Genomic DNA, 21,738 nt, shown 5'->3' on the forward strand with positions numbered 1-21,738 from the left:
GGATTCATCAATGAGCAACCCAATATTACAGAATAAATTAGACCGTCATCTTTCTGACTTGGAACAAAACAAAAATAATTTGCATTTGTTGGTCCAAATCAGCAATCTTTATCTGGAAATGGAAAATCTGGAATCCGCTCAAGCCTATCTAAGCAAGGCCAGTGCTATCGATCGGATTGCTTGCCTGGGGCAACAAGGTCTACTTTATCTGAATCAAGGACAATTCACTCAAGCCAAAGACCATTTCCTTGAGGCATTACAATATGATGATAGCCCTGCCTTACGCTATAATTTAGGATTTACTCATTTCATCACTTATGATTTCGATAAAGCTTGGGAGGTATTGATTCCTCTAACGGAAAATGAGCATCATCCAGAAGCGCAATTATTAATGGCAAGAATCCTGCAAAGACAAAATGCCTACGAAGAGGCTATAAGCAAAGTAGAACAAGTTTTAAGTCATGATTCAGAGGATACAGAAGCTTTGGGTCTTCTTTCTCTCCTGTATTTTGATCACAATATGGAAGACAAAGCAAATGAATTCAGTTTACTCGCTCTACAATTAAATCCGCACAATTACGATGCTAAATTAGTCAATATCCTCATTCGTTTGATGACCCAGGAAACCAACATTGAGGAGATTCAAGAATTATTACAAATTAATCCAGAAGACAGCCGGCTCTGGTTTGCACTAGGCAATACTTACCTTAGTCAGGGTGATCTGGGATCTGCAGAGCAAGTTTTAAAAAAAGCCATAGAAATTTATCCTGAATTTTATGACTGTCTTATTGTTTTAGCGTGGTGCCAGCTACTCAATAATCACATTGCAGAGGCCTATGAAACCTATCAAAAAGCCTGTCATCTTACTGAGGAATTTTCTGATGCCTGGGGTGGTCTGGCACTAGTTCACGCCTTATCTGAAGATTATTTACAAGCAGAACAATTAATTAACAAAGCAAAGCAGCTGAATTCAGACTGCTTTCTCACTGAGCTGGCTCAAGCGATGTATTTTAATCACAAAAATCCCCTGCAAGCTAAAAAACATTTGCTTGAAGCATTACAAAACAGTGAGATACCAATTAGTGAAAAATTGATTCTTTTTATAGACGAGATTGAAAATCGTCAATTACATTAGTTCTGGATGGAGATATTCAGTCACTCGGAATATTGGAATAGACTTCTTTCAAAACCCGCAGTAGAGTTTGAAAAGAAGTCTATTGATAATCCCCACTAAAACATCCCTATATCAACTAATCATTGCTTTTCTTCTTCTTTGATACGACAATGCGTTTCATCAATCAGCAATAAAGTCACTAACGCCAAAATCATAGAAATGGGTAGCAATAAAAGAGATAAATAATACCCTTGCAAGCTAAATTGATGAATTCCATCCACCACAGCCCCATCCCACGTCCAATCAAGCAAAGCGCCAACCAAGGGTTCAAATAATGCCTCGAAAACTGAATTAAACATATTCATGATACCTAGAACCGTAGCTACAAGCACTATAGGAAATAATTCTCTGATCATTGCAAAACTGGTAAAAAAGCCGCTTGCACTAAAACCAAAGAGAAATAAAAGAATCATTAAGGTACTTAAATATTGACTCGGGCTATAAATAACCACTAATAAACTCAATAAAGCGGAGAACGTTCCTACAAACAAAACTGGCTTTCTGCGTCTTATAAAATCAGAAAACCACCCCCAAAATGGCGCTCCTGCTGCAAAACCAACAAAAATAAAAGAAATAGCAAGTGCCGCATCAGTACGAGACAAGTGATAAGCCTTTTCCAGGAAAGGCACTCCCCATAATCCCCCAAAAACTGAAACAGGTGCAAAAGCTAGTCCGCTATATAAGGACAAAGCCCAAGCCTGTTTATTGGAAACAATACGGCTTAACAATTGAATAATGGTCTCATTACTATTTGATACATGCAGCTTTTGTATAGGTTTATCTCTTAAAACCAGGAAATACACAATACCTAGTATAATACCCAGTACACTGACCAGTTCCAGTGCCTTTCGCCAACCTTCATGCTGAACCAAAAATGCCAAAGGCATCTGACCACCGACTGCACCAAGCATGGCAGCGGTCATAAACATACCAGACACTAAAGCAAATCGTTTTGGTGGGAACCATACTGCAGCCAATTTAAAACAAGATACAGCAGCAAAAGCAGCCCCTGCCCCCATTAATGCTCTACTGAGACAAGCAAGCCATAACGTATTGGTTTGAGAAAAAATAAAAGTACTGATGCTGCAAACAAAAATAGCGAGAGTTGTTAACAATCTTGGACTATACCGGTCTAACATCACACCAACAGGAATCTGCATGAATAAATACGAATAGAAATAAAAAGCTGATAAATTCCCAAGTCCTGCTGCATTAATCTGAAATGCCTTCATCAAATCAGTGGTCATGACACTAGGGGATACCTGAATTAAATATTTATAAAAGAAAAAACACGCCGCTATGGACCAAATGATCCAGAGATAAGCTTTAGCAAGCAACGGGTGCCTGAATGAAAATGGGTTCACAATAACTCCTAACTTGTTTGCTTCACGCTAGAGATGAAACATCAATAGCCACTAGGTCTTATCTGCTGATGTTATCGCCCTGAGGCGGGGCAGATAAGTCAGGAGAGGAGCCGTCTCAGAGCGGAAGAAAGGGTAAAGCTGACCACCACCACGACAACGACAACGACATTTGAGATGAAAGGATTTAAAACAATAAGCGACAATCCAACAGATAGCCTGTTGCTATTTTGTGAGCAAGATCTTCTGTTTGTTAATTGTCGGCTTCTATTCATAGAAAAAACAAGGAATTAAAATTAATATTTAATGTTAACTTTTTAGGCAATATGTTGTCAAGCACACAAACAGTCAATGCATCCTTTTTTAAATTGTGTTACAAAGATACATTGACTATTTCGAATTAAAAATTAATATATCTAATCAAAATGAGTATATCTATTTACAGAAGATGACTCCACAAACGCATCTTCCGTGTAGCCTGTGTATTGAGAGTGCTGAGTGGCTTCATCCGGTTTGGGAATAATTTGCTTACTTACATCACAACCATGTTCGGTTAATACCTTAACCAAACTCTCATAACTATTGGGAGGAAGGGACTTGCTAAATGCAGACTCCGCACGTTTTGAAAACTCTAGCGCCTCATGATAATCTTTAGGGCCGAATTTCCACTCCCCTCCCACATATCCAAGCCGTTGATGAGCATATTTATTCCTTTCATTATTGAAATAGGTAATCGTCAAAAGTCCGGGCACAGAGCTTTCCCGTAAAAGCCATACCTCCTTATCAGATTTATTGGGTGCCCCTTCTTTATCCAGTCTTACACAAGCTTTCCTGGCATCTGTTTCAGATGAAAAAATAACGGTTTGATTTTCTGATTTTTTAATTTTCTGATCTTCCTTTGTTTCCATAATCGTCTCCTAAAGAAAAAACACAAACAATTTCACTCACTCCATGCAATGTGAAATCAGTTGGTGCCATTTATGCTCAGTTAAGTATAGACATATTCACATAAATATTCAAAATGACAAAATAATAGTAATTTGCTTGTTTAGATACCTGGTTAACGGTTTTGCTATGAATACTCATCCCCACTTGCAAAAAAATCTACGTAAATAAATAATAAAACTCTTATTTTTGCAAAACAAAGTAGCGATAATTACTTTAACTAAGGAATCCAGGGGATGGAGTTAACCACATCCGAGAACCAACTTTTCCAAAGCTCCAAAGCGACTCTGGCTCTGGTTACTATTTTAATAGGAGTCGGTTCAGGCTTTTTAGGTATGTGCCTTGCCTTGTTACTCCATTACCTTCAACATATTGCTTATGGCTACAGTCCTCTCCATATCATAAGCAATGAAACCTTTTTGGAAGGAGTCCGATCTTCCTCCCCTGAAAGAAGAATAACCATCCTCTTTTTATGCGGTTTAATTGCAGGCATGGGTTGGTGGACACTCTATCGCTTTGGTAAACCCCTGGTCAGCATTGCTTTGGCAATAAAATCAGGGAAGCCCATGCCAATCTTCAGTACATTCATCCATGCCTTTTTGCAGATTATAACCATTGCTTTAGGCTCACCTCTTGGTCGAGAAGTGGCCCCTCGCGAGGTAAGTTCAGTTTATGCTTCCTGGCTATCCGCCAAGGCAGGATTGAGTCCTGAAGAAAGCAAAATCATGTTGGCCTGTGGAGCTGGAGCCGGGCTAGCCGCAGTTTATAATGTCCCATTGGGAGGTGCAGTATTTGTTTTGGAAGTGTTACTTTGTACTTTCAATTGGACTATCTTGCTTCCGGCATTAACTTCCTCTGCCATAGCGGTTCTGGTGTCCTGGTGGGGCTTGGGAAATGAATCCATCTACCAATTACCAGAGTTCACATTGAACGCTTCTTTAATAATTTGGTCTATCCTTGCCAGCCCTGTTCTGGGATTTTTTGCTTTTTGGTTTATTCAAATTGCTACTGTGCAACGTAGCAAAGCGACTCATAACTGGCAAATGATCTTTTCATGTTTTGTGAACTTCCTAATCATTGGCCTTTTCTCTGTCTATTTTCCTTCCTTGCTAGGTAATGGCAAGAGCCCGGCAGAAATGGAATTTGATCAGTCGGTGACTATTGGATTAAGCGTTATATTATTTCTGCTAAGGAATATATTTGTCTGGTCGAGCTTACGAGTAGGCGCTCAAGGAGGTTTGCTCACTCCTTCTCTTGCTAATGGTGCTTTACTAGGGGCCATTCTTGGAGGGATTTGGAATTTATATTTACCAGCAGCCCCTATACATGCTTTCGCCGTTATTGGCGCGACTGCCTTTCTTGCTGCAGCACAAAAAATGCCTTTCACTGCTATTATCCTCATTTTTGAATTCACCAGGATCAATTTTGTCTTTCTTATCCCGATCATGCTCGCCGTTTCAGGAGCAGTAGCTATGTGTCAATTAACCAAAAACTATTACATCAAATACAAAGTGTAATGCTCATATCCTACTGGTCTTGGCATCACAGACCTCTCCAAGAATGAGTAAAAAATACCCATCATCATGCTATACTTATAGTGTAACCAGATGAAAAAGGAAGTTCACTATGTCTAAGAGATCTACTGGAAAAATCCCGCTTATTTCTAGAGAAGAGTGTTTTGCTTTATTGCCTGGCTATAGTATCAATGCGATGAATCTTCTGAAATTAGGGAATCACACCGCCTATTATGAGGAAATTGAGTCTCTATCCAAAATTTTTATTGCTCTTGTAGCTCATTATTCTGAATCAACACAATCAATAATCACTTGCATGGAAAAAGCGATGCATGACGCCTACATAGAAGAATTAAGTGACATTGATTACGAAATTCAGCGCTTATTCAAAATAAGAAAGGATACTCCTATTCATACTGTATTTGGAGAAAGAGAAATCGCTAAACTTACGATGCAAATGACTGAACTGGAAAAACGTAAATCAACACCCATCAAAGAAATTATTCAAGGGGTTATTTACGACTCATTAGATAAAGCTAGCCAAGCGATAGCAGATAAAATGCAGGGAAACTACAACTCTCAAGAATTTGAAGTACGAACCAATCCTTTTCAATAGCATCCCAATCATGATTCCACTTGAACCTCATAAGTGTACACGTCCGTACATGAACATGAGGTTTTTGTCACTCCTGTCAATCATGTTATAGTGATTTGAATTTTAAATGACTTATTTCGACCCTGAGGCACGTAATTTTTTGAATGAGTCATTTTAATTTACTATAAAAATTTCCATAATGGCTAGAGATGAAATTTTATGCCCCCAAAATATCACAGATTTGGGCTATAGACTTGACCCTCATCATTGCTGTTTTTTGATTGAGATGGTTGAGATGCGGACGAGGCGAACATTAAATATCTATTTAGTGATTGCGTTAGTGTTTTAAAGTCACGGTTTATTACGGCTAACACGGTTTCATTTTTTCCATTTTTAGAGTTGAGTGCCTCTCTTTGTTGGGTTTCAGGTATCAAATCGATAATTTGATAGAATGACTCAAGGCTATTTGTGCTATGTAAAGCTTTATGCAACATCGTATCACCATATTTATCTTGAACTTGAATCGCAACCAACCTATCTTTTTCGGGAATAAGCTCAAGAATGGCTTTTAAGGATTGAGGGTTGCTTGCCACATCATGCAACACCGCATTGCCATAGTCATCTTGAATCTGAAGCGCAGTCAATCTATCTTCTTCGGGAAGAAGTTCAAGAGCGATTTTGTAGTTTAAGGGTCTTACATAATGCAAGACCGTATTACCATGGTCATCTTGAACTTGAACCGCAGCCAATTTATCTTTTTCGAGAATATGCTCAAGAATGGTTTTCAAGGACTCCGGTTTGCTCGCCGCATAATGCAACACCGTAATACCAGATTTATTTTTAACCTGAACCGCAGCCAATTTATGTTTTTCGGGAATAAACTCAAGAATGGATTTTAAGGATTCAGGATGGTTTGCCGCTGTATGCAACACCGTATCACCATTATTATCTTGAACCTGAACTGCAGCCAATCTTTCTTTTTCAGGAATAAGCTCAAGGATGGTTTTTAAGGATTCAGGATAACTTGCTGCTTTATGCAGTACTGTAATATCAGATTTATTTTTAACCTGAACTGCAGCCAATCTTTCTTTTTCAGGAATAAGCTCAAGGATGGTTTTTAGGGATTCAGGATAACTTGCTGCTTTATGCAGCACTGTAATATCCGATTTATTTTTAACCTGAACTGCAGCCAACCTGGCTTTTTCGGGAATAAGCTCAAGAATGGCTTTTAAAGATTCAGGATGGCGTGTCGCGTTATGCAGTACCGTATCACCATAGTTATTTTGAACCCGAACCGCAGCCAATCTTTCTTTTTCAGGAATAAGCTCAAGGATGGTTTTTAAGGATTCAGGATAACTTGCTGCTTTATGCAGTACCGTAATATCCGATTTATTTTTAACCTGAACCACAGCCAATCTTTCTTTTTCAGGAATAAGCTCAAGAATGGTTTTTAAGGATTCAGGATAACTTGCTGCTTTATGCAACACCGTTTGACCATCACTATCTTGAACCTGAACTGCAGCCAATTTATCTTCTTTGGTGGGATAAATCTCAAGAATGGTTTTTAAGGACTCAGGAGAGCTTGCTGCATAATGCAACACCGTATCGCTATTATTATCTTTAACCTGAACTGCAGCCAATTTATCTTCTTTGGTGGGATAAATCTCAAGAATGGTTTTTAAGGATTCAGAAGATCTTGCTGCATGATGCAATACCATATCACCAAATCCATCTTTAACTTGAACCGCAGCCAATCTGGCTTTTTCGGAAATAAACTCAAGAATGGTTTTTAGGGATTCAGGATAGCTTGCTGCATAATGCAACATCGTTTTGCCATTACTATCTTTAACCTGAACCGTTGCCAATCTGGCTTTTTCAGGAATGGACTCCAGAGCTTTTGTTACGTAGAGGGCATTATCTGTTTCAACGGCCCAATGCAGAATATTTCCATCGGGGTTTAGCACCTTGTAATATTGAATGACGGCATCAGCAAGGGCGTCAGTTTGCTCTTTGGTCAACCATGTTTGTTTTATTACATCACTTATGGCGTTTAAGGCTTTTTCGGGGTCGGTGAGCTTTATATTCTTTAACAAATGGGCATATAAAGAAGGCGGAAAATTCAAAATCAGCACCACCAATTCATAGGAATTTTTAGGTGCAATGCCTAAAATAGTCTGGGCAATTAAACGCTCAGGCAATTGGATGCCGCTGTCATCCTGTCCTGGATTAATGTGCTTGTATTTTTTTTCCAGGCGCTTCAAACTGTCCCTGGTCATTTTAGCCGGTTGATTCAATAATGGTGTTTTGGCATTAGCCTCTACTATTGAGCTTACATGAAGCGCTGCTGTCTCAACACAAGTTCCTTTCAGAAGCTCCTTATCGATAACGCTGGCTAAATCACCATGAGGCCCCGTCACCTTTCTTAAAGGGTCTTGCACCTCTGAAGGTAAGGCATTCCAATAAGACATAAACGCATCAATGGCTTCTGTGGCGGCTTCGTTGGCAAACGCACTTCCTGTCATTCGCTCGCCACCCAGTGTTAACCCTTTAATTAATAACTGCAGAGCCTGTTTAGGAGTCATCCCCTGATTATTAAAAATAGCCATGTCCTCTTTTAAGACTCTTAACGCCTGATTATGTTCATACAATGCATTACAGAGCTTGGGGTGTTCTTTCTTTAAGTATTCATATAATTTGGCCTGGCTACGTAGTGGGAAATTTTGTATGGACCGAACATCAAAAATCATCTCCCCGCTTATCACATAATGGGACAAATCTGATAGAAGAGGCTCTTTTTCTAATTTGGATGTATTTTCCTTTAAGTCCAAAACCGGCTCTATGCCTTCCAGTTTCTCTTGTTTTAATGGGCGAGAGATGTTTTGTGAAAGCGTTACCTTAAGTTGTTTTTTGACATGCGGCGCTATGATAGACAGCATGTCGGACACGCTTTGGGGTTTAAAAACAAGTCTTGCTGTTTCCCAATAAAGACGATTGGTTTCACTGGATGCTAATTGGCCAAAACCAATAAATTGATTTGCATTTTTTGCTCTTTCCGCGCATCGTTGTTGGAATCGTTCTTCAAAATGCTCAACATCCTTAAGAAGTTCCAAAAGATAATTTATTGCTTCTCCCAGCTCTAACTGTAATACACGTTGTTTAACGCTGTTGAAATCATGCGGTTCTGAAACGTTTGTAGAAATTAATTGTTTCTTCTCTTCGATTAGCTTGTTGATGGCATCGATATCAATCATCTTTTAAATCGGATAGTTCAATAAATGCGCAATTATAAATGCATTGTTGAAAAAATACTACCTCCAGTCTATTCGACGAGTTGAATCCGATTAAAGATCGCCAAAGACAGCGAAAAAAATAGGATCCGTTGCTAATAATTAGCTTTTCTATTTTGCCAAGCGGCTTCACCAAAATATAAGCTGGAGTTTTCGTTTGGTGATGACCATCACAATTTATTTATGCATTCATAAAAGAAAAAAGAAGCCTAATTCGATAAAACAGTTTAGAAAAAAACTCATGCAATATAGAATATAATCCAAAACTGACATTTGAACTGACAATAGCAGGATCGCATTATACATTTCAAATAGACAAATAATCAGATTTTACAGGTAATTACATGATACTATGTCCTTGTGGATCGCAAAATAAATACCAATTATGTTGTGGAGTCTTTATTGAAAACAATCAGCCACCACAAACACCAGAGCAATTAATGCGCTCAAGGTATACTGCCTATACCCTGGCTAAAATCGATTATATTAAACAAACCATGAAAGGGAAACCACTAATAACTTTTAACGAATCGGAAGCAAAAGAATGGGCTCAAGGAGTTTCCTGGATGGGTTTAAATGTTATTCAAACCTATATGGAAAATCCAGGCAAAGGCTTTGTTGAATTTATAGCCAGTTTTCTCGACAAAAATCAGTTGAAGACTATACACGAATTGAGCGAATTTCAAAAAGAAGACTCTACCTGGTTTTATGTGGATGGTATGGAAAAACAGTTACCTAATAAGCAAAACAAACAAAAAATAGGCCGTAATAGCCTCTGTCCTTGTGGAAGTGGTAAAAAATTTAAAAATTGTCACGAAAAATAAATTAATTTCAGGGTTACTAATGAACGGTCATTTACTGCTTAATGTTTTCATTTTCCTTGCTGCTGCCAGTATTATGGTTCCGTTGGCAAGTCGATTTAGACTTGGTTCTGTGATCGGCTATCTGATTGTGGGTATTCTAATCGGACCTTTTGGACTTAAGCTGATAGGCAATTCCGAACAAATTATGCGTTTTGCAGAATTTGGAGTAGTCATGATGTTATTCCTGATTGGCCTGGAGTTAGAGCCAATCATGCTCTGGAAGCTGCGCAAATTAATAGTTGGCTTGGGCAGCATGCAAGTCTTGTTAACAACAGGCGCGCTCTCATTAGCCGCTATTATGATGGGTTACAGTTGGAAAGCCAGTGTTGCGGTCAGTATGGCACTTGCCTTATCTTCAACGGCTTTGGTCCTGCAAATGCTGCAAGAGAAAAATCTGTTGAAAACAGCCGAAGGTGAAACTTCTTTTGCTGTGCTCTTATTTCAGGACATTGCGGTCATTCCAATATTGGTTATTTTACCGCTATTAGGAAATCATCATGGGATCAATGTCAATATTAATCCTCATACAGCAACCTCTATTGCACAGCTACCCAAATGGCTCCATGCCTTAGTAGTCGCTGGAATTATTGGAAGTGTTATTTTAGCTGGCCACTATTTATCCCGGTACATGTTTTTAATCATCGCAAAAACCAACATCAGGGAAGTATTTACAGCATTTTCCCTATCTTTGGTTGTTGGGATTACATTATTGATGGAAATAATCGGCGTATCCCCTGCTTTAGGGGCTTTTATCGCTGGAATGGTTTTAGCCAACTCACAGTACAAGCGTACTGTTGAGGCCGATATACAACCTTTCAAAGGTCTTCTGCTTGGATTGTTTTTTATCTCGGTTGGTATGGGTATTAACTTCAATTTACTCTTCAAACAAATGACTTTAATTATCCCGGTAGTATTTGGGTTAATTACAATTAAAGCATTAATTCTCTTTATACTTGGTCAGATGTTTCGACTCACTAAAATCCAGGCACTTGGTTTCGCCCTTGGGCTATCACAGGGTGGAGAATTCGCCTTTGTACTTTTTCAATACGCAACTTCTTCAAAAGCGATAAGCCCGGAAATAAGCAGTTTTTTTACTTTGGTTGTTGCCTTATCCATGTTAGCCACACCATTTTTAATGCTTTTGTATCATCGTTTTATGGTACCGAAATTAATAAGTAAATTGCCTGAAAGAGAATACGACTCTATTCATGAAAACAATAACATTATTATCGCTGGTTATGGACGTTTTGGTCAGATCATTGGTCGATTTCTTAGTGGCGAAAACATAAAGGTAACTGTTTTGGAAAAAAACCCGGAACAAGTCGAGCTACTACGTAAATTTGGCTACTCTGGATATTTCGGAGATGCGAATCGATTAGATCTCTTAAAAAGTGCAGGAGCTGAACATGCCAAATTATTAATAGTTACTGTTGGGAACCCTGACATCAACTTGGAAATTGTTAAATTAGCGAAACAAGAATTTCCCCAATTAAAAATTTATGCCAGAGCAAGAAATCGACGTCATGCTTATGAATTGCATAAAGCGGGAGTACACTATTTCAAAAGAGAATTATTTGATTCTTCGTTAACTATGACTAAGGAAATCTTACAGTTTCTTGGTTACAAACCTGAAGAAATTGAGAAAAAAGCGAAAGCATTCCAAAAACATGATGAAGATGCCTTAATGAAATCTTTTGAATTTTTTGATGAAGAAGCAAGCCTAATCAATTTCTCACGTCAAGCAAAAGGAGAGCTGGAACGCATTTTGCAGAATAATAATCCATAATCAACACATAAAGGTCTATACTTCCTTATAATCATCTTGAAATGGCTTTCATTATGATAAAACAATTACAACAAGCGTTAAGTCATGCTCTCCTTGGAAAGGAGGACGTTATCAGGTTAGGTATCACCTGTTTATTAGCCAATGGCCACTTATTACTCGAAGACATCCCAGGGATGGGTAAAACGACTTTTAGCCATGCTTTAGCTCAACTGACTGGCATGCAATACCGACGCATACAATTTACCAGCGACCTTTTGCCCAGTGATCTTTTAGGTATCTCCATTTACGATAACGAACGCAAGGCATTTCATTTTCATAAAGGTCCCATATTCTCACAATTAATCCTGGCCGATGAAATCAATAGAGCCACACCTAAAACACAGAGTGCTTTATTAGAAGCCATGGAAGAAAGGCAAGTAACCACTGATATGGGCACAGAATCTCTCCCTCAGCCATTTTTTGTTATTGCAACACAAAATCCATCCTATCATACGGGAACCTATCCCTTGCCTGAATCCCAACTGGATAGATTTTTGATGCGCTTAGTCATTGGATATCCACCTCCAGATGCTGAACGTCAACTCTTAAAATCACCCAACTTGAATACGCCATTAAGTGCATTGATCCCAATCATTAATCCACAACAGTTACAAGATCTACAGAGGGAAAGTCAAAGAGTCCTGGTATCAGAATTAGTTCTTGATTATGTTCAATCTCTTTTAGCAGCCAGTAGAAATCAAGGATGGTTCAATCATGGTTTAAGTCCAAGGGCCGGAATAGGGTTAGTCCATGCGGCTCAAGCATTTGCCAGAACTGATGATAGGGATTTTGTTCGACCAGATGACATTCAGGCCGTCATGCCAGCTGTTGTAAACCATCGTTTAATTATCAAAAAATCACAAATCCAATTATCGGCTGCTGAGCTTTTGATGAATGAAATCGAGGTTCCAGTGTGATCAAGCAAATTAAAAAGAGAATATTCGCTTATTGGGATAAGTGGATTAACAAAAAAATCACTAAAAGCAACCCTCAATTTCTTGATTCAAAAAATATTTATATTTTGCCTTCTGGATTTGGCTGGGCCTATGGATTACTCGTACTATCCTTATTTTCTGGTGCAATCAATTATCAAATCAGCACTATTTTTTTAATGACTTTTCTTCTGGCGACTATTGGTATTATTAGCGCATGGGAAACACATGCCAACCTGAAAGATCTGTCTATTCGTTTGATTTCCATTGAAGACACCTATGAAGGAAAACCTGTTCAGGTTGTCCTGTTTATTCAATCCAGGAATAGAGTTCATTTTGAACTCGAGTTTCTACTAGGCAATCAGCTCATTTCCCGTTTAGAAAAAGTCCCTCCACAAGGTATGCAATTTATTTTACCAATAGTAACAACTGGGAGAGGATGCTATGTCCTGCCGAAAATTACAGTCTCAAGTCGTTTTCCTTTTGGCCTATTTCGAGTATGGGGATATGTCCGTTTTGATAGCAATTATTATGTCTACCCCCAGCCAATTGATCCCGGTTTTTGGCCTTTACCTGTTTATAATCAAGATAAAAGGAAAATAGATTCTCCCGGAGACAATGAAATCTATGACTTAAAACAAGTAGAAAATCCGTGGATACAACTTAATCTTATTGCATGGAAAATTGCCGCAAAGGGCCAGGGGTGGTATCTAAAAACAATGGATAGTACTGAAGGCATTTATTGGCTATTTACGTTAAATGACTTGCCAGTTGAACAGATGGAAGAAAAACTGAGACATTTAAGTTATTGGCTGGTTACTGCTGAATCCCAAGGACAGTTTTATAATTTAGATCTGGGGAAAAGCCTGGATAAATTTGCCCATGGTGAAGAACATCTACGACACTGCTTACGTCAATTGGCGGAATATTAATGAACTTCACAGCCTCACAGCGTACTCTTCTTATAATTATCAGGCATGCCCTTTTAGTCACATTATTATGCTACATTCCTCATTTTTTTACAGCTCCCTGGTGGCTTATTATCCTCATTTTGTCTGCAATGGGCTACAAATTCATCACAGATTACTTTGCTTACCCATTACTCAGTAAATGGATACGTTTTATTTTGGTTATTAGCTGCCTTTTTCTATTAAAATTTCAATATGGCAGCATGGTGTCCAGTGGTTTTTTTATCGGTTTTTTACTGACCTTCATTGGACTAAAGACTATTGAAGTTCATAGCATAAGAGACATAAAAATACTGATATTGTGTAATTTTTATCTTATCTTTTCTGCTTTAATTGTAGTGCAGGAGCTATGGATCATAGCCTACCTTCTAATCGCCATAGTAGCTAATCTCTCTTTAATGTTAAAATTAAACGCCCCTCAAGCGTCACTAAGACAAATAAGCAGAGCTAGCATAAAGCAGCTACTTGTTGCGATACCACTAAGTGTCATTCTGTTTTATATTTTTCCGCGTATAGCAAATCCACTTTGGCAAGTTCCTTCTTTAGGACAGAGCCACACAGGGTTTAGTGAATACATGAATCCAGGCTCTATTGTGAGTTTGGCTGGTGACGACAGTACTGCTTTACGAATTACATTTAAAAGCAAAGCCATTCTTAATGGTTACTGGCGAGGATTAACTTTGAGTTTTTATAATGGTATCAGTTGGAATCCCGCCTGGAATGTCTCATCAACCTTCCCTGGACTCCAGGAACTAACTGACCCCAATGCGGGAGATTATGAAGTCATATTAGAGCCTCATCAAAAAAAATGGCTATTTTACCTTGGTTATCCAATAGCAGGATATCCCCATCTCTTATTTTCGCCCAACTTTGGTTTGATCAGCCAGGCCAAAGACATCATTACTCAACGATTTGCTTATACTTTGCAGATAAAGCCCTCCCCCTATCGCACATTGACACAAAAAGACCTGGTATTGAATACCCGATTACCAAGCCATTTAAACCCCAGAATTAGCGCTTGGGCAACAAAGCAATTTGCCCAACTGAATCACGATCCGCAAGCTTTTGTAAAATTTATTCAGAATTACATAAGACAGGAAGCATACTGGTATACCTTAACTCCACCGAACCTGGATGACCAGAAAAACCAAATGGATTACTTTTGGTTTCATTCCAGAAAAGGATTTTGTGAACATTACGCAAGTGCGGTCACTGTTATTTTACGATCCGTTGGTATCCCTGCTCGAATTGTTGTTGGCTATCAAGGAGGTGAATGGAATCCCTTTGCGAACTATTTAACCATCAAACAATATGATGCTCATGCCTGGTTAGAGTATTGGCAAAAGGGATATGGCTGGAAGCAATTAGATCCCACTTCTTTTATTTCACCCTCTCGCATAGATCCATCCATTCTTGCAAGACAAAGCTCTCGCGTAAATCAGCCATTATCAATTGACCCATCATCCATTACCTGGTTGCAACGAACCAAATTATTCCTGGAATCAACACGTTTTTTCATTGAACGTTGGTTGCTGTTTTATAATCAAGATGCTCAGCATGAATTATTGGAACGAACAGGCCTTGGACAATGGAAAATGAGCCAATTATTACAAGCTAGTGCCGTCTCTTTTGTTTTGTTTATTGTTTTGCTTGGTGTTTGTTATCAATGGAGACAAAAAAAGAACCTGGATCCTCTATTAAACGAATACCATCTCTTACAAAAGGAATTCAGGCGATTTAATATTTCAATCGATCCACCTGCAACCCTAAAAAAGCAATGCAACCTATTAGCGACTAAAATTCCTAATCTCACACAAGCCATTACTACTTTTCTTGCTCATTATGAAAAATTACGTTTACAGCGGACCTCGATGAATACCAGGGAAAATAAAAAGCAAACTATTTTATTATTTAAACACTTACGTCGAACATTAAGCCACATAAAAAACTGAGTTGTGCGACAATTCAATCTAAACTGGGTAATAAATTAACGTTCGTTTAGTGATATAAAAGACATTTCCTTGCCTTTTATATCGAACTCACGTTATTTAATAGTTGCCTTATTGAGTCTCAAAATGCTTAAATGAACCACATTTATTAAAATAAAATCTTCAATAATGGTTCACTTTCAAGAAATTACTGTAAAAACGTTTTTAAAAGATTATTGGCAAAAAAAACCGCTCGTGATTCGCCAAGCCATACCTGACTTTATTAATCCGCTGTCACCTGATGAACTGGCAGGACTTGCCCTTGAAGAAGAGGTAGAAAGCAGACTTGTCTCTGAAACTCCCAATCATTCGCCTCAATGGCATTTAAAAAGAGGCCCCTTTAAAGAATCTGATTTGACTCATCTGCCCAAGACACACTGGACCTTATTGGTACAAGGAGTCGATCGTATCATACCTGAAGTCTACGAATTACTTGAACATTTTAATTTTATTCCTCAATGGCGTATTGATGATGTCATGATTAGTTATGCAACACTTTATGGCAGTGTTGGCCCCCATTTTGATAATTATGATGTCTTTTTATATCAGGCTCAGGGAAGCCGGCAGTGGTCTTTAACTTCTCAAAAATGTCACACTAAAAATTTTATAGAAGATCTTGAATTGCGAATTATGAAAGAATTTGATATTGAGGAACAAATTCTTCTTGAAGAAGGTGATATGCTTTATTTGCCACCGCATATAGGTCATTATGGAATTGCTCAATCAGAACAATGTATGACTTATTCCTTCGGCTACCGCAGTTATAAAGGACAAGAACTATGGGACAGCTTGGGTGATTATTTATCTGAAAAAGGCGTGTTTGAAACACTTTATCAAGATCCTGATTGGTCTCACATTAAAAATACATCAGAAATAACACCTCAAGCATGGGAAAATGCCAGAAAATTGCTAAAACAAATGCTCGAAAATGAAACAATCATCAAGTCCTGGTTTGGCTGTTTTGCTACAAGACTTGATCAATCCGCCGAACAACACTTAGCCTTGCCTTTAGACGAGGAAGAGTTGCTGAGTTTGGAAGACTTTATTAAAGAACTCAATAAGAATCAAGGGTTATTCAGAGACGCAACATGTCGTTTTGCTTATCAAAAGGATGATACAACATCTGAATATCATTTTTATGTCAATGGGGATGAATGGGATATTCAAGGAGTTTCTTTGGATTTACTTAGCCATATTGCCAATAATCGCTTTCTACCCATAAAAGATCTGCAACCTTATTGCAATAATGATCATAATCAATTATTCCTCTATGAATTATGGAAATTACAATGGCTACAAATGTATCCTTTGCAGTAATTTGGGTTCGGGAATATCTTTAATCTATAGACAAAATAAGATTTTCTAATTACTTTATTACCCGAATGTCAACTAAGTATAAAGGATTAAAGATGTTAAACTCTTCACGAATCAGTTTTAGTGCTGTACTTTTATCTCTGATTACTTCACAAGCTTTTTCAACCGACACAATCAACATCACAGTGAATACCAAAGAAAAAGATGTCATTGCAATCGGTTATTCAGTCAATGGAAACAAATTTGGAGCCCTAGGAAACTCTTTTTCAGGGAAAGGGCCAATAAACCAGGAATATCAATTTGGATATAAAAAGGATTCTATTTTTGGTGAAGATGTCTCTTGCGGCTCTCTCACCTTAAATCAAGACAGTAAAGTTATCCTGGTCAAAACTAATAACCAATGCTCGGGCATCTTAGGTTAACTGAATCTGTTCTCTGAAAATTCATATAAAAGGCATTACATGCCTTTTATATGTTAGTGCTCACAAACAGAACCCGCTCTGCTCATAATTTTTGCGAATGAATTTTATATCTTAATTTTTCAAAAACTGGGGTTGATTTTTTCGCCCTCTCCTGTATCGGTATCTTTTTTCTCAGTTACGTCCATCGGTTTGATTTTGCTTGGTTCAGTAACAGATTTTTGTGAATTTGTGTTTGCAAAAAGCGGTTATTATTAATAGACGATGACTTTTCATTTTTAACTGCATTCAAGCTGCCTGGTGCAGGAATAAATTCGTGAATGACTTTAAGAGATTCCGGGTTACCGGCCGCATAGTCCAATACCGCCTTATCTTCATTATTTTTAACCTTAACAGCATCCAATCTATCTGGTTCAGGAATAAGCCCAAGAATGGTTTTAGGGGATTCCGAGTTGTTTGCATGCAGCATGCAACACCGTATCACCATCAATGCTTTGTACCAAATGACTCACTTGGTAAGAGACATAATCAATCAAATATTAATAAATACAATCAATTGGATAATTTGCAAATCATATAGTATATTTAATATACATGAACAAAACAAGGATAGTCGATGAAAAAAATAATACTGGCCTTAGTAGTTATTACTGCCGCTGCCTTACTGAGTGGCTGTGGAAGTGGATGCTGCGGTGCTAGTAGTTCTTCATGTTGCAGTTACAATACTGGATGTTGTGGTGTGCAAAATTATTCTGGTATTTGGTATTAATTAATATCCATTAAAACCAATAAACTGATAACATGAAAAAAAATAGCTTCCTTGCAGTCTCGGAAGAGGGGTTTCACCATGTGGCTTATACGGAATGGGGTAGCTTTGATCCGGAGTTACCCACTATTATTTGTGTGCATGGATATACTCGCAATTCCAGGGATTTTGATGAGTTGGCCAACTATCTCAGCTCTAAAGGACGTCATATATTCTGTCCAGATATTGTAGGTCGCGGGGATAGTTCCTGGTTTAAGAACTCGCACCACTATAATTTTACCCAATACGTATCGGATATGACCACCCTTATCTCGAGAACCAATGCTCATCAAATTGACTGGATTGGAACATCTATGGGCGGTATTATCGGAATGATGTTAGCAGCTATGCCTAATTCCCCTATTAAACGGCTTGTACTCAATGATATTGGCCCACAGATACCTATTCATGGATTAAGAAGACTTGCTAAATACGCAGGAAAGGATCCTGATTTTAAAAGCATGGAAGAAGCTAAACAACATTTCAAAACCAACTATGCTGATTTTGGGATTGAAAACGAACATCAATGGGATATTTTTACTGCAAACAGTATTGAACAACGCGCCCCCAATCTTTATGTCTCAAAAATTGATCCCGCAATAAAAAATCCAAAATCAACTTTACAAATCATCTCAGAATTTTTTCATCATCCCCACAGAGCTTTAGAAGGCATTTTATACGACATTGATCTTTGGTCGATTTGGCAACAGATCAAGTGCCCGGTTTTAGTGATTCATGGTATTCGCTCTGATCTCCTAACCAGTGAAATCATTAAGCGAATGAAAAGAACGCACGAACTAACTGAGGTTTATGAAATAAAAAATGCAGGGCACGCTCCTGCATTACTCAATGCTTCCGATCATAAAAGAATTGAGGAATGGATAAGCACCTCAATAATCACACCCTAATTTAATGGGAGTTCGATATCAAAAAAAGAGGCTCTCTTTATGGCATCTAATCAGGATCCATATATGTTAACAGAATCCATATAAGACCCTGGAGACGGAGTTTATGTGCGCCAAGATATCACAGATTTGGGCTATAAACGTGATCACCATTTTTGTCATTTGTTGACCATGATCTGGGCGGAGTTAACATTAAATATTTGTTTAGTGATAATAACTTATAATCGCGATTTAGTACGACTAGCACGGTTTCGTTTTTCCCATTTTTAGAGTTGAGCGCTATACGATATAAATTAATAACTCGCGACATACAGGCTTACGGATGGTTCATTACATTAGAACCCTCTTATTTCATCTTCACTCCAACCATTTTTAAATAACCTTCTTTGAGCAATTTACGTTGCTGTCTAGCAAGCTCATCGGTATCGACGTTATGAGTATCACGACCAAAAAATCGGTGTTTGCTGTATAAGTCATTTTTCCATGGCTCAGCGTTTTTTGTAATATTAAGTCGTCCAGTATCTTTAGTATGAATTGAAGTAAATGGCGTTAGCAATCCGCGAGTTCCCTCAAAAATTACACTGGTGTGTGATGTTTTATTTTTGTCTAATAAATTCTTATATTCTTTACAGGTTCTACCAACCAAGCTACCTTCTATTTTGGCAAAATCTTCTTGGTTATCATCATAATCAATGGTAGTTTTTCTAGCGAAACTGGGTTTTTCTGGCGTTTTTTGATAAGGGCGCTCAACAAAAGGACGGGCACGGAAATCAGGGATGAATTCGTGCATATCGACTAATATATTATCATCTAGAGAACCAATTTCTCCTTTTTTGTTTATCATCCAACAAGGCTCATTGGTTAATTCCATATTAGGTGAAAATAAATTCACTCGTTCTTTGTTTATGCGCATTATGGGTTTGTTTGTTTTTCTATCAAAAACTTGCTCCCCTTGCTTATTAAGTATGGGTTCATTGGTGACAGTAAGCTTCATACTGGTTAATCCTAATTCTACAAGTGACACCCGTTGTAACTCGTCCAGTTTTTCTATAACTTCACGATGGGAAATGCCTTCCAGAGTACGCTGTAAGTAATGCACCGCATAATGCCCATCTGTTTCAATGAACACATAGGCAGTATCGAGTTTTTCGGGTAAAGTGAGTTTTGTAAAATCAACCGGACCTTTGATTAAGCCAATGCCACACGGCGTTAAAGCACTGCCAACTACGATGTCCCGTGCCAACTTCTCACTGCGTTTTTTGTTTTTAAGAAATGGATATTTTTCTTCTAATTCACTAGCAGTTTGGTTAATTTTTTGTTCCAGTTCCTCCTGGTTTTTTTGCTCTTCAGTTAAACGCACTTTCTTTTTACTGGCTCCACTCATGCATCCTAGAAATGTCACTTTTTCGATACATGGGTGGCCATAGGCCAACTTAGCTATGTCTTTGGGCTTCATATCGACCATAGTCTTGGCTTTTAATGAGGCATGCCCGACAAGTGCAATGTTTACTTTATGATCTGTATCCTGTTCTTTTTCAATTTCATCGAGTAAATTCATTAGTTCTTCTGGTGTACGTACCCATAACCCTTTAAACCCTTTCGCTTTATCTTTTTTATCTGTATAAATGGTGCCAATGTCTTCGAGCTCACCATCAGATGATTTAGATTGCAAGACAATGATTTTACAGGTTTTCATCAGTTCCGTTGCAATGGAATCGATTAAATTGGGAATATCGTTGTTGTGGCCACGTAAAATATCCTTGGCATAGTAATTGCGTTGAATGATTTTTGTGGCTAAATCCCTATCCTTTGCAATGCTATTTAAAACCTCCTGAGGAAAGTACTTTAGCGCTGATACATCGCTTTCATATGCGACCATACACAATTCTATACTTCTGTATTGCTCTGGCATCCATCCCAATGCCGAACCATTACTTTGAATTAGATCATGGCATATCATGGCATATCCTGCTTTTTTATCTTCAGGTAGGTGCTCAAATTTGACAAACTCAAGTGCATGACTATCCACATTTACTGCAGCACGGCATATCTTGTCATATTCTGCTTTGTCTTCAGGTAGGTGTTCAGGTTTGACAAACTCAAGTGCATGGCTATCCTCATTTACTGCAGCACGGCATATCTTGGCATATTCTGCTTTTTTGTCTTCGGGTAGGTGCTCAGGTTTAACAAACTCAAGTGCACAGCCATCCATATTTACTGCAGCACGGCATATTCTGGCATATTCTGCTTTGTCTTCAGGTAGGTGCTCAGGTTCAACAAACTCAAGTGCATGGCCATCCTTATTCACTGCAGCAAAACATATTTTATTGTAAAACTCCTTTCCAAGGAATTTCGCATCAATACTTGGCAATGAGACCTCACAATTATCTTGATTATCAATCTCATCACCTAATCCCATAACTATTTCACAGAACCTATAATAATAATACTGCCCAAGAGCGTCTTCCCTGATATCCGGCATACGACTATAGGAGCCATATTCAATTTTTCTTTTAAAATCAATGACAACCTGGTTATAATATTCATCTACTCTTCTCATTATTTCAATAGTTTTGTTTATGTATCGAACAATTATACCAAGCTCTTCTTTAGCCATTTTATTGATATCTTCACTTAGGTTCTTTAGATTTTCCTCGTTATATTCCTCATCCATAACGCTCAAGCAAGCATCAAGCGCCTGCATTTCGATCCCGGAAACTTGCTCTAACCGTAACTTTTCTTGATATTTTTTTATGGCAGATTGTAAGTTCCTTTTGTCGATCGATAACAGTTCACCAGTCATATTATGCCTCACTCATTAAATGAACAACAAAATATCATTT

At 38.1% G+C, this 21,738-nt stretch carries 17 protein-coding genes; 12 read left to right on the forward strand and 5 right to left on the reverse strand.

Going from position 1 to position 21,738, the window contains the following annotated elements; all coding sequences use genetic code 11:
* The first annotated feature begins 10 nt into the window (after positions 1-10).
* Positions 11-1,135 carry a tetratricopeptide repeat protein gene (locus ACZ5EK_RS09920; RefSeq protein ID WP_464429340.1) on the forward strand — a complete coding sequence of 375 codons (1,125 nt, stop codon included), beginning with the start codon at positions 11-13 and terminating at the stop codon, positions 1,133-1,135.
* A 119-nt stretch (positions 1,136-1,254) separates the two neighbouring features.
* Here ACZ5EK_RS09920 and ACZ5EK_RS09925 read toward each other — a convergent pair whose 3' ends face one another.
* Both ACZ5EK_RS09925 and ACZ5EK_RS09930 read right to left on the reverse strand, forming a co-directional pair.
* A complete protein-coding gene (locus ACZ5EK_RS09925; RefSeq protein WP_464429341.1) occupies positions 1,255-2,538 on the reverse strand; it encodes an MFS transporter in 1,284 nt (427 codons plus the stop codon).
* 413 nt (positions 2,539-2,951) lie between these two features.
* Positions 2,952-3,443 carry a hypothetical protein gene (locus ACZ5EK_RS09930; RefSeq protein WP_464429342.1) on the reverse strand — a complete coding sequence of 164 codons (492 nt, stop codon included), beginning with the start codon at positions 3,441-3,443 and terminating at the stop codon, positions 2,952-2,954.
* A gap of 273 nt (positions 3,444-3,716) precedes the next feature.
* Between ACZ5EK_RS09930 and ACZ5EK_RS09935 the strand changes: the two genes are divergently transcribed.
* On the forward strand, positions 3,717-4,997 hold the full coding sequence (locus tag ACZ5EK_RS09935) for a chloride channel protein (protein ID WP_464429343.1): 1,281 nt from the start codon (positions 3,717-3,719) through the stop codon (positions 4,995-4,997).
* A gap of 109 nt (positions 4,998-5,106) precedes the next feature.
* Positions 5,107-5,610: a hypothetical protein gene (locus tag ACZ5EK_RS09940; protein ID WP_464429344.1), complete on the forward strand. Its 504-nt coding sequence runs from the start codon at positions 5,107-5,109 to the stop codon at positions 5,608-5,610.
* 212 nt (positions 5,611-5,822) lie between these two features.
* Here ACZ5EK_RS09940 and ACZ5EK_RS09945 read toward each other — a convergent pair whose 3' ends face one another.
* On the reverse strand, positions 5,823-8,840 hold the full coding sequence (locus ACZ5EK_RS09945) for a hypothetical protein (RefSeq protein ID WP_464429345.1): 3,018 nt from the start codon (positions 8,838-8,840) through the stop codon (positions 5,823-5,825).
* A 380-nt stretch (positions 8,841-9,220) separates the two neighbouring features.
* Here ACZ5EK_RS09945 and ACZ5EK_RS09950 point away from each other — a divergent pair, with 380 nt between their 5' ends.
* From ACZ5EK_RS09950 to ACZ5EK_RS09980, 7 genes are all read left to right on the forward strand, one after another.
* Positions 9,221-9,700, forward strand: a complete 480-nt coding sequence (locus ACZ5EK_RS09950; RefSeq protein ID WP_464429346.1) for a YchJ family protein — start codon at positions 9,221-9,223, stop codon at positions 9,698-9,700.
* A 19-nt stretch (positions 9,701-9,719) separates the two neighbouring features.
* Positions 9,720-11,525: a monovalent cation:proton antiporter-2 (CPA2) family protein gene (locus ACZ5EK_RS09955; RefSeq protein ID WP_464429347.1), complete on the forward strand. Its 1,806-nt coding sequence runs from the start codon at positions 9,720-9,722 to the stop codon at positions 11,523-11,525.
* 53 nt (positions 11,526-11,578) lie between these two features.
* Positions 11,579-12,481, forward strand: a complete 903-nt coding sequence (locus ACZ5EK_RS09960) for an AAA family ATPase (protein WP_464429348.1) — start codon at positions 11,579-11,581, stop codon at positions 12,479-12,481.
* Entirely contained in the window at positions 12,478-13,428 is a 951-nt protein-coding gene (locus ACZ5EK_RS09965; RefSeq protein WP_464429349.1) for a hypothetical protein, read from the forward strand. The genes ACZ5EK_RS09960 and ACZ5EK_RS09965 overlap by 4 nt, the downstream gene beginning before the upstream one ends.
* On the forward strand, positions 13,428-15,416 hold the full coding sequence (locus tag ACZ5EK_RS09970) for a transglutaminase TgpA family protein (RefSeq protein WP_464429350.1): 1,989 nt from the start codon (positions 13,428-13,430) through the stop codon (positions 15,414-15,416). Before ACZ5EK_RS09965 ends, ACZ5EK_RS09970 begins: the two co-directional genes overlap by 1 nt.
* 165 nt (positions 15,417-15,581) lie before the next feature.
* Entirely contained in the window at positions 15,582-16,769 is a 1,188-nt protein-coding gene (locus ACZ5EK_RS09975) for a cupin domain-containing protein (RefSeq protein WP_464429351.1), read from the forward strand.
* A 92-nt stretch (positions 16,770-16,861) separates the two neighbouring features.
* Positions 16,862-17,188 (forward strand): hypothetical protein, encoded by a 327-nt coding sequence (locus tag ACZ5EK_RS09980; RefSeq protein ID WP_464429352.1) that lies wholly within the window; start codon positions 16,862-16,864, stop codon positions 17,186-17,188.
* Positions 17,189-17,363: 175 nt separating this feature from the next.
* Here the strand turns inward: ACZ5EK_RS09980 and ACZ5EK_RS09985 are convergent, their stop codons facing one another.
* Positions 17,364-17,654, reverse strand: coding sequence for a hypothetical protein (locus tag ACZ5EK_RS09985; RefSeq protein WP_464429353.1), 291 nt, complete (start codon positions 17,652-17,654; stop codon positions 17,364-17,366).
* 147 nt (positions 17,655-17,801) lie between these two features.
* Here ACZ5EK_RS09985 and ACZ5EK_RS09990 point away from each other — a divergent pair, with 147 nt between their 5' ends.
* Positions 17,802-17,954: a hypothetical protein gene (locus ACZ5EK_RS09990; RefSeq protein ID WP_464429354.1), complete on the forward strand. Its 153-nt coding sequence runs from the start codon at positions 17,802-17,804 to the stop codon at positions 17,952-17,954.
* A 32-nt stretch (positions 17,955-17,986) separates the two neighbouring features.
* Complete coding sequence (locus ACZ5EK_RS09995; protein WP_464429355.1) at positions 17,987-18,898, forward strand: alpha/beta fold hydrolase; 912 nt, start codon at positions 17,987-17,989, stop codon at positions 18,896-18,898.
* Positions 18,899-19,241: 343 nt separating this feature from the next.
* Here ACZ5EK_RS09995 and ACZ5EK_RS10000 read toward each other — a convergent pair whose 3' ends face one another.
* On the reverse strand, positions 19,242-21,698 hold the full coding sequence (locus ACZ5EK_RS10000; protein WP_464429356.1) for a hypothetical protein: 2,457 nt from the start codon (positions 21,696-21,698) through the stop codon (positions 19,242-19,244).
* Positions 21,699-21,738 lie beyond the last annotated feature (40 nt).

The sequence above is a fragment of the Legionella sp. JM-2024 genome, from assembly GCF_055389095.1.

Excerpts from the sequence above, each read along its gene's own strand:
- ACZ5EK_RS09920 (WP_464429340.1), top strand. The coding sequence starts at position 11 with ATGAGCAACCCAATATTACAGAATAAATTAGACCGTCATCTTTCTGAC.
- ACZ5EK_RS09930 (WP_464429342.1), bottom strand. The coding sequence starts at position 3,443 with ATGGAAACAAAGGAAGATCAGAAAATTAAAAAATCAGAAAATCAAACC.
- ACZ5EK_RS09935 (WP_464429343.1), top strand. The coding sequence starts at position 3,717 with ATGGAGTTAACCACATCCGAGAACCAACTTTTCCAAAGCTCCAAAGCG.
- ACZ5EK_RS09940 (WP_464429344.1), top strand. The coding sequence starts at position 5,107 with ATGTCTAAGAGATCTACTGGAAAAATCCCGCTTATTTCTAGAGAAGAG.
- ACZ5EK_RS09945 (WP_464429345.1), bottom strand. The coding sequence starts at position 8,840 with ATGATTGATATCGATGCCATCAACAAGCTAATCGAAGAGAAGAAACAA.
- ACZ5EK_RS09950 (WP_464429346.1), top strand. The coding sequence starts at position 9,221 with ATGATACTATGTCCTTGTGGATCGCAAAATAAATACCAATTATGTTGT.
- ACZ5EK_RS09955 (WP_464429347.1), top strand. The coding sequence starts at position 9,720 with ATGAACGGTCATTTACTGCTTAATGTTTTCATTTTCCTTGCTGCTGCC.
- ACZ5EK_RS09960 (WP_464429348.1), top strand. The coding sequence starts at position 11,579 with ATGATAAAACAATTACAACAAGCGTTAAGTCATGCTCTCCTTGGAAAG.
- ACZ5EK_RS09970 (WP_464429350.1), top strand. The coding sequence starts at position 13,428 with ATGAACTTCACAGCCTCACAGCGTACTCTTCTTATAATTATCAGGCAT.
- ACZ5EK_RS09975 (WP_464429351.1), top strand. The coding sequence starts at position 15,582 with ATGGTTCACTTTCAAGAAATTACTGTAAAAACGTTTTTAAAAGATTAT.
- ACZ5EK_RS09980 (WP_464429352.1), top strand. The coding sequence starts at position 16,862 with ATGTTAAACTCTTCACGAATCAGTTTTAGTGCTGTACTTTTATCTCTG.
- ACZ5EK_RS09985 (WP_464429353.1), bottom strand. The coding sequence starts at position 17,654 with ATGCTGCATGCAAACAACTCGGAATCCCCTAAAACCATTCTTGGGCTT.
- ACZ5EK_RS09990 (WP_464429354.1), top strand. The coding sequence starts at position 17,802 with ATGAAAAAAATAATACTGGCCTTAGTAGTTATTACTGCCGCTGCCTTA.
- ACZ5EK_RS09995 (WP_464429355.1), top strand. The coding sequence starts at position 17,987 with ATGAAAAAAAATAGCTTCCTTGCAGTCTCGGAAGAGGGGTTTCACCAT.
- ACZ5EK_RS10000 (WP_464429356.1), bottom strand. The coding sequence starts at position 21,698 with ATGACTGGTGAACTGTTATCGATCGACAAAAGGAACTTACAATCTGCC.